Annotated in this window: 9 protein-coding genes; 1 reads left to right on the forward strand and 8 read right to left on the reverse strand. The window is 59.3% G+C overall.

Translation table 11 applies throughout. From position 1 onward, the window contains the following. The 7 genes from ACZ9IM_RS17215 to ACZ9IM_RS17245 form a co-directional block, all read right to left on the reverse strand. A partial coding sequence (locus ACZ9IM_RS17215; RefSeq protein WP_476224523.1) for a DUF5801 repeats-in-toxin domain-containing protein occupies positions 1 to 1,649 on the reverse strand: 1,649 nt, incomplete at its 3' end. A 271-nt stretch (positions 1,650 to 1,920) separates the two neighbouring features. Then, complete coding sequence (locus ACZ9IM_RS17220) at positions 1,921 to 2,913, reverse strand: LacI family DNA-binding transcriptional regulator (RefSeq protein ID WP_476224524.1); 993 nt, start codon at positions 2,911 to 2,913, stop codon at positions 1,921 to 1,923. A gap of 75 nt (positions 2,914 to 2,988) precedes the next feature. Next, the gene (locus ACZ9IM_RS17225) at positions 2,989 to 4,491 is read right to left on the reverse strand and encodes a glycoside hydrolase family 32 protein (RefSeq protein ID WP_476224525.1); all 1,503 of its coding nucleotides are present in this window, start codon (positions 4,489 to 4,491) and stop codon (positions 2,989 to 2,991) included. Then, complete coding sequence (locus ACZ9IM_RS17230) at positions 4,488 to 5,633, reverse strand: ABC transporter ATP-binding protein (RefSeq protein WP_427627726.1); 1,146 nt, start codon at positions 5,631 to 5,633, stop codon at positions 4,488 to 4,490. Before ACZ9IM_RS17230 ends, ACZ9IM_RS17225 begins: the two co-directional genes overlap by 4 nt. 27 nt (positions 5,634 to 5,660) lie before the next feature. Then, entirely contained in the window at positions 5,661 to 6,503 is an 843-nt protein-coding gene (locus tag ACZ9IM_RS17235) for a carbohydrate ABC transporter permease (RefSeq protein ID WP_427627728.1), read from the reverse strand. After that, entirely contained in the window at positions 6,500 to 7,462 is a 963-nt protein-coding gene (locus ACZ9IM_RS17240) for a carbohydrate ABC transporter permease (protein WP_476224526.1), read from the reverse strand. Before ACZ9IM_RS17240 ends, ACZ9IM_RS17235 begins: the two co-directional genes overlap by 4 nt. 21 nt (positions 7,463 to 7,483) lie before the next feature. Next, positions 7,484 to 8,758, reverse strand: coding sequence for an ABC transporter substrate-binding protein (locus tag ACZ9IM_RS17245; protein ID WP_476224527.1), 1,275 nt, complete (start codon positions 8,756 to 8,758; stop codon positions 7,484 to 7,486). A gap of 167 nt (positions 8,759 to 8,925) precedes the next feature. On the opposite strand from ACZ9IM_RS17245, the gene ACZ9IM_RS17250 reads away from it, so the two are divergent. Further along, a complete protein-coding gene (locus ACZ9IM_RS17250; protein WP_476224529.1) occupies positions 8,926 to 10,491 on the forward strand; it encodes a carbohydrate porin in 1,566 nt (521 codons plus the stop codon). Positions 10,492 to 10,583: 92 nt separating this feature from the next. Here ACZ9IM_RS17250 and ACZ9IM_RS17255 read toward each other — a convergent pair whose 3' ends face one another. After that, entirely contained in the window at positions 10,584 to 12,557 is a 1,974-nt protein-coding gene (locus ACZ9IM_RS17255) for a preprotein translocase subunit YajC (RefSeq protein ID WP_476224644.1), read from the reverse strand. Between the last annotated feature and the right edge of the window lie 64 nt (positions 12,558 to 12,621).

Here is a 12,621-nt window from a genome sequence, read left to right on the forward strand (position 1 = left end):
ACCAGCGCCACCCCGCCCGAGCTCAGCGCCGGCAAGCCGCTGGTGTTACTCGACAAGGCATAGGTCAGCGGCGTGTCGGCGCCGGACTGGAAGATGCCGGTCACGCTGCCGCTGGCGGTGGTCGCCTCGCCAGCCACGTCGCCCGTACCCCCGGCAATGCCGTTGGCCAGGCCGTCCTCGTCGACGGTTCCCGTTGCGGCAGTACCGGTCGCCGTCGGCCCGTCGTCCTCGAAGATCATTTTGGAGCCGATTTCAGTTTTCGAAATAGAGGCCTGGACTAGCGTGAAACCACCGATATCAAAATCGGCATGGGCAGTGCCCTTGGCATCCAGGGCCGCCCCGTTCTCGATGAGCACACGGTTGTGATCCGACGTTGTGGTGTATTCAATCTGATAGCCGGCTTTAACGCCGGTGATGGTTGCAACTCCACCGGAAAAGGTGATCAAAATGGTCGAATCATTCACCGATCCGTTTGAATTCTCGATCACCACCCCGGCGCTGTTGAAGACGCGAACATTGGTGATGGCAACCGGCGTATCACCCGCATAGCCGTCGATGAAAGCCGCGCCAGATTCAACAGCGGTGCTGAATGCGCTGATTTTTACCACAGCACTCTTGCCGCTTTGCAACTGCACGACGTCGAAATTGGCCATCTTCGCATTGAAGACGCCGGTAAAGTCGATGTTGGATTCAACATCTGCTTCGTTCTGATCCAGGTTAGGAATGGTCATATCCTGCCTGGCACCTGTGACGAACGAATAACGGATGCCTTCCTGTTCCGTAATCATCTGGCTGTTGGTGCCGAAGGTGGTAGGGCCACCCGCCTGGCTGGTGTTGATCGTGTCGCCAGTCGTTATACTGGCGCCAGTTGACTGATTCGCCGGATCCTTGCCGGTGGCGATGATGACGGGATCCGTGATCCGCAAGACACCATCGACCGTTGCAGTTGCCGGGTTCGCTTTGGTGAACATCAGGAACAGGTTCTGACCGGAGGGCGCATTGGCCAGGCTGAATTCCAGGTCCTGACTGGCTCCGATGAACACCTTATTCAGCAGATTGAGCGAATCATCGGCGTTCGCAGCATCTGGATGCTTGAGCGGTTGGTACTCCACGGTCCAGATCTTGCCGCCGGAGACCGGCGATCCGGTTTCTTCGATATAGGCGGCGAACACGATCGCGCCGGTCGAGCCACCGGCCCGGCCCAGAACGATGTTGTCGTTGTTCGCATCCGTGTAGAGAAGGATGCTGGTGCCATTGAGGGTATCCAGGCCGCTGTCCACGCCATTGAGCGGTGCGCCATTGCTGTCGACGAAGCTGATATTGGTAATAGTGGCTCCGGGGTCCGCGGTGACGGTGAACGCATTGCTGCCCGTATTGCCCACGGCACCGGTATAGCCACTCAACGCTGCCCCCGTTGCGGTCCCGGCACCCAGTGCGGTCAAACGGGTAGCGAAGGTCGAGGGCAGGGAGGTCACCAGAATGTCGTTGTCGTCAGCGTCTCCCGTAGGGGTTGGCGTGGCGGTGGCGTTCTGCAAACCGGACGTTTCGTCCAGCGAAACGTTCGCGCCGCTCGCCACGACGCTCATAGCGTTCGTCAGCAATGAATTTTGCTCAATTGTCATGACTTTTTCCTGGGTAATTGCGGTCATCAAGGCCTGACCGTTGACCATTGGTCGCAACTATGGATAAGCGCCGAGGATCGCGCATCGGCGGATACTCCCAGACGATGTGGGAGTTTCGGACTACTCGGGAGGGGGAGGCGGGATGAGGCGTGAGGGCGCGGCGTGGCAGCGATCATGAACAAAGGTCATCATGCTGGGGGAAATTGGCGGTGAATCGAATGCCGGATAACTTCGTTCCGCTCAAGTAAACACTCAGCCCTTTACCGAGCGCTGGCCCTCGGTAAAGGGTTTTGATGGCTCATAACGACGTTCTGACTACCAACGGACAATCAACGGGCTGGGCACCTTCTACCTCAAGGGCCTCTATCAGGTGCCGGGCCGCATTGCGACCGATCTCGTAGTACGGCAGTTGCACCGTGGTCAGCGGCGGGATGAACAGTTCGGCGATGCCGATCATGTTGTCATAGCCGAGCACGGCGACATCGGCGGGAATTTTCAGGCCTCGGCCCAACAACAGCTGATAGGCACAAAAGGCAATCCGGTCGTTGCCACAGATCAGGATGTCGAATTGCGGGCGACCCTCGATGATGTGCCGGTCGAGGATGGCTGCGGTTTCACCATAGGCGTCATGATCGGAAAGGTCGTATTGCAGGAGTGCGTCAGGCGCAAGGTCAAATGCCTGACAGGCACGCTGCAGGCCTTTTTGTCGCAAGCCCCAGGCCAGGCTCTGTTTGGGCAGATTGATGCACAGAGGGCGCCGATAGCCTTGGCTCAACGCGTGATGTACGGCTCGATACTGCCCCGTTTCGTCATCTGGCACATAACTGACCAGGTCACTGTCATCTGCCAGGCAATTGGCGAGCACCAGAGGTTTGCTCTTCAAGCGTTCGGGAATGCATACCTGGCGAAACCCCATGGCGCTGAAGATCAACCCGTCGGGACGGTGCGACAGCATCAGGTCAATGTTCTGGTCGGTAGGCGGGTTGCTCAACAGGTTGAGGATGAACACATTCCAGCCCGCCTGTTGCGCGGTCTGTTCGATGGACAGCAGCAACTCGACCGCGAACGGTGTGGTTGCGGTGTCCAGTGCGAACACCCCGATGGTGCGCGACTGGAGGTTGTCGCCGCGCATCTTGCGCGCCGACAGGCTCGGTACGAATTGCAGTTCGTCAATGGCGCGACGCACCCGCTGAAGGGTTTCGGGGCTCAGTTTTTCCGGATTATTGAGCGCTCGAGAAACCGTCATCAGGGACACGCCGGCCAGCTGTGCAACGTCTTTCACTGAAGTCATGCGAGGCGAGGCCGGTCAGGTTGACGCAGGATCATGACACAGGGCCCGGGTTTCCCGCGACTCGAATGACACCGCTCACAGCCATCCCGAGGCCAGAGGCCATGCCTTGTGAATCGAGACACGCCCGCCACTCCCATTGGCAAACAGCTTCACGCCCAGACTGTCGGGCCGCGGATAGAGCCGACTGCTGAGGCTGAAGCGCCCGTTTTCGTCGAACACCTCGATGGACGAGCGATCGAGAAATACGCGCAGTTCCAGTCGCTCTTGTGTCGGGTCAATCGCCACGCTGCGCTGACCGGTGACTTGCGCACCCGAGCGGCTGCGGTCAAGCACCAGACGCTGTAGCGACGCATCGTAGTAAAGCAGGGTTTCTTCGTGGTCATCGTCGCTGCAACGCAAGGCGATTCCGAGGTGGCCGTTGGTGCAGCCACGCAAATCCAGATGCACATGGATTTCGAGCATCTCGCCATTCACTTCCGGCACGCACCGGGTTCCCGAACCCTCCCACCAAGGCACGCCCGGCAATGGCGCCATGCGCAGAGCGGTGAGCTCCCGTGCCGGGTACACGCAAAGGCGATCGGCGTGCAGTTCAAGTTCGCGCGGCACACCGAGCATGCCGCACCAGTGATGAGCCTGGCTCGGCATCGGGCTTTCCCACATGTCGAGCCACGCCCACACAAGGCGCCGGCCATCGGCGGCCAGGAGCGTTTGCGCGGCATAGAAATCGTGGCCGTTATCCAGCTCGATAAAAGGCCCGCCGCTGAAGTGCCATTCACTGTCGAGTCGGCCCACTCGATAACCGGTCTGGTACTTGTTGAGCCGTTCGTAACCCTCGGGTTGCATGCCCTGAGGGGAGTAGAGCAGCACATCGCGCCCGTTCAGCCGGAACAGGTCCGGGCACTCCCACATATAGCCATCGCCCTCGCTGCCGCTGGACACATAGTCTAGGAACTCCCAGGTATGCAGATCCGTGGAACGGTACAGCGGCAGCAGCGGTTTATCGCCCAGGCGTGCGCCGGCAATCAGGTACCAGCAGTCATCCTCCTGCCATACCTTGGGATCGCGAAAGTGCATGATCGTGTCGTGCGGCGCGGTCTCGATGACGGCGCCATGCTTGACGAACCGGATGCCGTCGGTGCTGGTGGCCAGGCACTGGACTTGACGGATGTAGCGTTCGTCGCCCACGTCCCCCAGCCAGGTGTGCCCGGTGTAAATCAGCGCCAGGGTATCGCCACACACCACCGCGCTGCCGGAAAAACAACCGTCTCGGTCGAAGTCATCGCCGGGCGCCAGCGCAATGGGCAGATGCTGCCAATGGACCAGATCGGCGCTCTTGGCATGCCCCCAATACATCGGGCCCCATTTCGCGTCGAAGGGATGGTGTTGATAGAACACGTGGTATTCGCCACGAAAGTACACCACCCCGTTAGGGTCGTTCATCCAGCCCGCTGGGGGGGCAAGATGATAACCGGGACGATAATCATCGATGACGCGAGACAGGCCATCACTCAGCGCATATTGCGCAAGCTCAATTGCAGCGGACATTGGAACACTCATGGAATTCAAAGACACAGTCATAGGGCGCTTGCTCGTGCCGAGCGCAGAGGGACGCCAGCCGGCAGCGTTTCAATGGCGTGTGGATGACGGCTCAAGGCCGCGCCGTCGGCGTCGAACAGGTGCAGGTTGTCGATGTCCAGCTGCAGCTCAACCCGATCGCCCGCTTGCCATCCGGCGCTGACCTCGCAACGACAGATCAATGGCTCGTCCTGACCTGTCTCGAGGTGCACATAAGTTTCGCTGCCCAGGTATTCCACCGCGGTCACCACGACGCCGGCGGTTCCATCCGCCGCCTTGAGCGACACGTGTTCCGGGCGAATCCCCAGGCTCAGCGGCGTGCCTGCCGCCAGGTTCGAGCTGTCGAAGGGCAGGGATGTGATACCCCAAACGAGGGTGTCGACCAGGCTGGTTTCGCCTGGCGTCTGCAGGCGCGCCGACAGAAAATTCATTCTGGGCGAACCGAGAAAACCGGCGACAAAGCGGCTGGCCGGGCGCTCATAGAGTTCGCGCGGTGAGCCGACCTGTTCTACGCGACCACCATTGAGCACGACAATTTTGTCGGCCAGGGTCATCGCTTCAACCTGATCGTGGGTGACGTAGATCATCGTCGAGCCGAGTCGATCATGCAGTCGGGCGATTTCGTTGCGCATCTGCACTCGCAAGGATGCATCCAGGTTGGAAAGCGGTTCGTCGAACAACAAAATGTCCGGTTCCCGCGCCATGGCTCTGCCCATGGCCACACGCTGACGCTGCCCACCGGACAGCTCCTTTGGCTTGCGTTGCAGCAGTTTGTCCAACTGCAGGATTTGCGCGGTTTTCAGCACGCGCTCGCGCAGGCTGGTCTTGTCCGTCTTGGCCAGTTTGAGACCAAAACTGATGTTGTCGTAGACGCTCATGTGCGGGTACAGCGCATAAGACTGAAACACCATGCCGACACCACGCTCGCGCGGTTCCAGGTCGTTGACCCGACGCCCGTCGATCAGCAGGTCGCCGCCGCAGATCGAATCCAGGCCGGCGATCAGCCGTAGCAGGGTCGATTTTCCGCAGCCCGAAGGGCCAACAAATACCACGAATTCACCCGCGGCGATTTCCAGGCTGACGTCGCGAAGAATCCGCGCGCCGCCCAATTGTTTGTTTACGTTGTCCAGTTTCAATTTGATCACGATGCTGTTCCTTGTCTTTGTTGGGCATCAACCCTTTAACGCGCCGGCAGTGAGACCGGAAACGATTCGGCGCTGGAAGATCAGCACCAGAATCACCAGTGGGACGGTGACCACCACCGAGGCGGCCATCAACAACCCCCAAGGCAACTCATGGGGGCTGCCGCCGGAAATCAAGGCGATGGCGACCGGCACCGTGCGTTGCGTGTCGGTGAGGGTGAAGGTCAGGGCAAAGAGGAACTCGTTCCACGCGGCGATGAAAGCCAATAAGCCAGTGGTGACCAGTGCGGGCCAGAGCAGCGGCAACAGCACACGGGTCAGCGTGACCCAGGGCGAGGCGCCATCCATGATTGCCGCTTCTTCCAGTTCATGGGGCAGTTGCCCCATGAACGTGGTCAGCACCCAGACGGTAAAGGGCAGGGTGAAAATCGTGTAGCTCAGGATCAACGCCCAGGACGTGTTGTACAGGCCCAGGGCGCGGATCACTTCGAACAGCCCTGACAGCACCGCGACCTGGGGAAACATCGACACGCCAAGGACCATCATCAAGACCGTGCCACGCCCCCGAAACTTCACCCGGCCCAAGGCATAGGCGGCGGTCAGGCTGAGGAACAGCGCCAGCGTCACCACGCACAGCGCAACCACCAGCGAGTTGCCGATCGCCCGCAGGAATGAGGCTTGATTGAGCACCGCCGCGTAATTGGAGAAGTCGGGGTTGTCGATCCAGTAGCTCACCTGGAACAAGGCGCTGGACGGCTTCAACGAAGTCACGATGGCGTAGTAGAAAGGGAAGACTGCATACAGCAGCAACACCCCGATCAGGCACCAGAATCCGAGGCGCAACAGGGCTTTTTTCAGTAGGCGCAGGTTCATGACCGGACCTCCAGTTGACGGCGTCCGAGGTAGAGATAAAGCAGGGCGATGACTGCAACCACCAAAAACAACAGCGTCGAGGCTGCGCTGCCGTAACCGACGTCCTGGAACTCCACCAGGTGCTGGCGGGCATACACCGACATGCTCATGGTGCTCGATGAGTTCGAGGTCAGCACATAGATCACGTCGAATACCCGCAGCGAGTCGAGGATGCGGAAGATCGCCGCCACCAGCAGTGCGGGCATCAGTAGAGGCAGCGTGACACGCCAGAACACCTTCAGTGGATGAATACCATCGACCCTGGCGGCTTCGTAGCAATCGCTTGGCAACATCTGCAAGGCGGCCAACATCAGCAGCGTGACAAAAGGGACGGTCTTCCAGACATCGACGATGATCACCGCCCACATCGACAGATCCGCATCGGCCGTCCAGGCCAGAGGGGCGTCAATCAGGCCCAGGCTCAGCATCAGGTGATTGATGATGCCGAACTGGTCGTTAAGCATCCATGACCAGATCTTCGCCGAGACAATGGTCGGAATCGCCCAGGGAATCAGAATCAACGCACGCACCAGAGCACGTCCGGTGAACTTGATGTTCAGCAGCAACGCCACCAGCAGCCCCAGTACGACTTCCAGTCCCACCGACACCACGGTGAAATGCAAGGTGTTGCGCACCGCGTTCCACCATTGCGGATCGACCAGAATGCCCGACCAGCTGGAACCGTTGTGGAACAGATAATTGCCAAAGCCTATGAAGGTTCCGCCACCGGTGTCCGCCAGGTTGGCGTCGGTCAGGCTGAACCAGAATGTGCGCAGTAGCGGCCAGGCTGCCACCAGGGCCAGACACAGCAACATCGGCGTCAGAAACAGCCAGGCGGCGCGCACTCGGCGACGTTGTACGGGCGTTTCCCTAGTGAGCAGAAGCTCATCATAGGGGGCATGGGTAGAAGAGACAGACATGGTGATTTCCTTCCTTGTGGCTTACCAGTTCCGGCGTTTGATGCGCGTGAGTTCGCTTTCCAGTTCGGCCAGCGCCTGATCGACAGGCAACTCGCCCGCCAGCACGCCATGCACTCGATCGAAGAACGCATTGGAGACCCGTGGATAGCGATCGGCAGTGATGGAGGCGGGGCGCATCACCCCATCGTTGAGAATGCTGTGCAGCTGAGCGTAATAAGGCATGGCCGCGAGCAGTTCGGGGTCTTGATACAGCGACTCGATAACCGGGTTATAGGCGCCTATCAGGGCACGATGTTTTTGCTCTTGGGCACTGGTCAGGTAGCTCACCAGTTCTGCGGCCAGTTTTGGATGGGCGCTGTAACGCGATACCGCCAGGCCCCAGCCACCGAGGGTGGATGCATGGCTGCCGGCCTCGCCGCCGCGGGGCAGGGGAGCAACCCCGACCTTGTCTTTTACGGCACTGTCCTGACCTTGGACCAGGGCCCAGACATACGGCCAGTTACGCATGAACAGCGCATTGCCCGACTGGAATACGCCACGGCCTTCCTCCTCGGTGTAATTGAGCACGCCCCGCGGGGAGATGTCTCCAACCCAACTTTTCGCCAGGGTCAACGCTGTTTTTGAGGCCTGACTGTTGACCACGATGTCGCCTCGTGAATTGACCAGTCCGCCTTCCGGTTGGCTGCTGATCCACTCCAGCGCATTACACGTCAGGCCCTCGTAGGCGCGCCCTTGAAAGATGTAACCCCACGCATTGGGATTCCCGGCAGTGCGCTCGGCCTGTTGAATATTCCTGGCGGTAGCGGTCATTTCCTCCCAGGTTCGGGGAACCTGCTGGTTGTACTTCTCGAGCAAGTCCTTGCGGTAATACAGCAGGCCCGAGTCGGTGAACCACGGCATCGTCACCAGCCGTCCGTTCACCGTGGCGTTGTCCACCTGTGCCTGGAAATAGCCCTGGGTCGCGTTGGCGGGAAGCACCTCGCGCAGATCCAGCAGATGTTTGGCCAGCATCCCCGGCCACACCATATCGATTTGAATGATGTCGATGTCGCTGGACTGCGCACTGAGGATCTGTTGGTAGAACGACAATCGCTCGGTGGCCGAGTTAGGCGTGGAAACCACCTCGACGTTGTTGCCGGTCTGTTTCGACCACGCCTGGACAGCCTCTTTGCAGAGTTGTAACTCCGCACCTACCGCCCCACACGAGATCGTCAAATCGGCTGCGCTCGAGAGGGATGGAAGCCCGGCGCAGAGGGTAAGCAGTGCTGCTGGAAGAAGAGATTTGAGGTGTTTCATAAAGCCCTCTTTATTTTTGTTTTTAGAAAAGTTAACGTTAACATCGCCAAATGTAGCAGTGTATTTGCGATGAGGCATCCTTTTTTTGGTGGATTTTGACAATTAACAATTCACGAAAAAAAGGCCGGTCGCAGGACAGAAAAATAAAAACAAACAGGAAATCCCCCATGCAGAAAGCATCAAGATGGCTACTCGCAGGCGTGCTCAGCACCTCGGCGGCGACCACTCAGGCCGCGACCCTGGAAGAGCGCATGGCTGCGTTTGAAGCCCGTGCCAGCGCGGCGGAAAAACGCGCCGCCGCAGCCGAACAGCAAACCCAGGCACTCGCCAGGGAATTGCAGCAAATCAAACTCGCCACCCCCACTTTGCAGCCGGCAGCATCCACGGCGACAGCCACAGCAGCCCCCACGCTGGACACCCGGCTGGCAAAACTCGAAGCCCGTCAGCAAAGCATGGAAAAGCAAGACAGTAGCGGACACCTGACTGACGGTTTCAGCTTCAAGGGCTACGCCCGCTCCGGATTGCTGATCAACGATGGGCTGGGTGGTGGTCGTGGCGGCCCTTATACAACCCCGGCCGGTTCAGTCGGTGGTGCCGTCGGGCGACTTGGTAACGAAGACGACACCTACATGCGCATAGACCTGTCGAAAGAACTCTATGCGCAAAACGGCACCCGATCCAAATTCACGGTGTCCATCGCCGACGGTGTGGAAAGCTCCAACGACTGGACCGCCGACGAGAGCAATCTGAACGTGCGTCAGGTGTTTACCGAGCTCGATCATCTCGCCGCCTTCAAGGGCAATTCAGTGTTCGAAAACTCCACCCTGTGGGCGGGTAAACGATTCGACAGAGACAACTTCGATATCCACTGGCTGGACTCGGACGTCGTCTATCTGGCTGGCACTGGAGGTGGAATCTACGATGTGCAGATGAACAAGAACTGGCGCTCGAATTATTCCTTGATGGGGCGTAACTATGGGGATTTCAGTGAGGGCGGTGTCAATGCCGATGTGGAAAGCTACATCCTGACCTCCAACCAGTTCTTCGATAATGGTCAGTGGCAGTGGATGTTCAATGGCATTGGCTCAAAGAAAAACGACTTTCGGACTCGTACCAATGAAGCGGGCCTGACGCCTGCGGATTCCGGCTTGCACAGCATGCTGGCCAATCACCAGAAAGACTTTTTCGGCCGCGAAGGCTTCTTTAAAACAGCGCTGCTCTACGGGCAAGGTCTGGGGGCAGAGGTCAAGAACATCGGTGCGGATGGCGAGCTGATCGACGATGCCCGCGCGCTGCGTCTGGCGCTTTACGGCGAGACGCCCATTGCCCCCGGCTGGCGCATAGGCCCCAGTTTGCTGGCCGAACAAAGCAAGGACAGATACGTCAAGGGTGATGACTACCGCTGGATGACTTTGAACGTGCGGTTGGCCAATGAAATCAACAGCAATTTCGAGATGGCCTACGAGATGAGCTGGCAAACCATGGACCTCGACCCCAAGGGCTACCTGCAACGTAATGCGGTCGACGGTAACTTCTGGAAATTCACGATTGCCCCGACATTCAAACCTGACGTTGGAGACCTTCTCACCCGTCCAGAATTGCGAGTATTCGCAAGCCTGATGAACTGGTCTTCGGATCTGGACGGATACAGTTCCACAGACAACTTCGGCAAGTCGGACTTCAACGCCGGCGGTGTATGGCAGTACGGCATACAGATGGAAACCTGGTTCTGATATCTGCTTCATCTGTGTAGGCGCCAGGCTTGCCGGCGAAGGTGTCTTTGAAAGCGCCTTCGCCGACAAGCCTGACTCCTACGAAGCGTTCATCAGGCGGTTCTTCCGCTTTGAATCACGATGGGCGGCTCGATCAGTTGCAGTTCGAGCTCACCCGAGGCTGGCACGAATCGCGGGCCAGTGCTTTCAGGCGTTGCCCGCAACCTCCAGGTGCGCTGCACCTTCGCCAGTTTGGCGACTCCCGACCCCAGGGACCAGCGCCGGCAGACCTTCTCCAACTTGAGTGGGTAAATGGTCAGTTGGTCGCCTTTGAAGTGCATGCGCAGGAAACACTTGTGGTCGGCGATGCACTGCGAGGAAAAAACCGCCTCGCTATGTAGCCCCCAAAAGGTGTTGCCCATCACCATCCAGGCACCGAACAACAGGCCTCCCAAGCTGCCGCCCAGCACCAGTGTCTCCGCCAGGAACAACAAAACCTGGTGCAGGTTTTCAACCTCCAACTGCAGGTAGTGGATGTTGACACGGCCCATCAGCCACAGCAGTCCGATCGCCAGTCCCAGATGAAGGACCCCGTGAACAGCTCCAATGGCATAGGCGAGCTTTCGGGTGCGCTTGACCCCGGCGGCAGAGAACACGGCGCAACCCAGCACAATGATCACGGCGAACATCACCGACGAAGGACTGTGTGACAAGACCAGGAGCAGATGTCGCCAAACTTCGCTGATGTTGGGAATAGACGCTTGGAGGTCAGACAACACGTCCATCAGGCTGCGGTTGCCTCGTGCCGGGTGGGGCACCGTGCTGGCGCTTTGTACCATCCAGTCGAACAGCAGGTACAAGATGGCCAGCATGGCGCAGAACGAGAGATTGCGGGTAGGTAGCCGCCATGCCCGATTACGCAGTTGCTCGGAGGTCTTTTTGGCCGGGTAGACCGCTGCCAGCTCGTAATGCTGGCGGGCTCCGCCAACGTTGATCGGCTTGGGCGGATCGGGAAGGTGATGGGTGGCATTCAAGAAGGCGCCACCGCCTCCGCAGGTGATGCGCTGCGGCGCCTGGGTGCCCGCTTTTGGCTGGTAGCGCGCGTAGTGGTGTGAGTCTCCGGCCAACACTACCGCGAGGTGGTCACCCAAGAGTTCCTCGATCTCGCGCAGGCTGCGAAAGCGCGGCGTCTGGGTTTCGATCGAGGGCAAGGCCTTGCTCTCCTCGCGTGCCAGCCGTTCGGCCTCATCCACCCAACTCGGCTCGGGTGTGCAGAGGATCACGCGATCGCCTGGCTGCAATTTGGCGTGCATCTGCTGGAAGTATTGCTTCTGCTGTCGGTCAATCATGGATTCAAACTGCAGATCCAGGCCCCAGACCCACCAGCCATTGGGCAACTGCAGCACGTAGTAACCGGTGCGCTGGCGGGTTTCCCAGGCGCCGATGGGCTTCTGCTCGCAAAACAGTTGGGAGAAACCGCGCAGACCGTCATACCAATCGTGGTTGCCAGGCGTCGCCAATATCCACGGCGCACCCGGCTGCCGTACGGGCTGGGCCTGGTCACCAGGGCGCTCCTTGGGTACCGGCGCGGGAAATGCGGCGCGGAAAGGGTCAAGGAAACGGGTGCGATATCCATTGCGGGCCGGTGTGGGATAGACCTGATCGCCGCCGAGCAGCAGCACGTCGCCGCGCGGTAGTGAGAGCTGGTGTTCCGGCAACTCGGCAGCACGGCTGACACACAGCGCCATCGAGTAGGTAGAGTCCCAGCCATCGCCGGTATCGGCCAGATAATCGACCCACACGTCACCGTCGGCAACCACCTGGATGGGCGGGTTAGAGTCCCGGGGGTTGAGCATCGCCAGCACTTCGCGCGGGTCTGCGAAGGCTCCCATCGTGGTGGCAACGGCCGTTTGTAAGCCCGTGCGCATCAGCTGCAACGGGCCTAGCCAATTGACCATCGCCTCTTGGGTGTAAAGCTCGATGCGGCTATTGAGCGTGGGAGTTTGGGTGGAACGGGTCATGGCGAGGGGCGAAGTGTGCGGCGTATGCACCTCTGCGGCGCGAAACTCAATTGAATGCTCCTTCATCATCCAGCCTCCATTGCTGTAACGAGTTCAGGTACCTCAAAAGGGTGATCTTTTGTCGGTCGAT

Source organism: Pseudomonas sp. TE12508 (genome assembly GCF_056279485.1).

Coding starts and splice junctions, on each gene's coding strand:
- ACZ9IM_RS17220 (WP_476224524.1), bottom strand. CDS start 2,913: ATGACTTCAGTGAAAGACGTTGCACAGCTGGCCGGCGTGTCCCTGATG.
- ACZ9IM_RS17225 (WP_476224525.1), bottom strand. CDS start 4,491: ATGACTGTGTCTTTGAATTCCATGAGTGTTCCAATGTCCGCTGCAATT.
- ACZ9IM_RS17240 (WP_476224526.1), bottom strand. CDS start 7,462: ATGTCTGTCTCTTCTACCCATGCCCCCTATGATGAGCTTCTGCTCACT.
- ACZ9IM_RS17235 (WP_427627728.1), bottom strand. CDS start 6,503: ATGAACCTGCGCCTACTGAAAAAAGCCCTGTTGCGCCTCGGATTCTGG.
- ACZ9IM_RS17245 (WP_476224527.1), bottom strand. CDS start 8,758: ATGAAACACCTCAAATCTCTTCTTCCAGCAGCACTGCTTACCCTCTGC.
- ACZ9IM_RS17255 (WP_476224644.1), bottom strand. CDS start 12,557: ATGAAGGAGCATTCAATTGAGTTTCGCGCCGCAGAGGTGCATACGCCG.
- ACZ9IM_RS17250 (WP_476224529.1), top strand. CDS start 8,926: ATGCAGAAAGCATCAAGATGGCTACTCGCAGGCGTGCTCAGCACCTCG.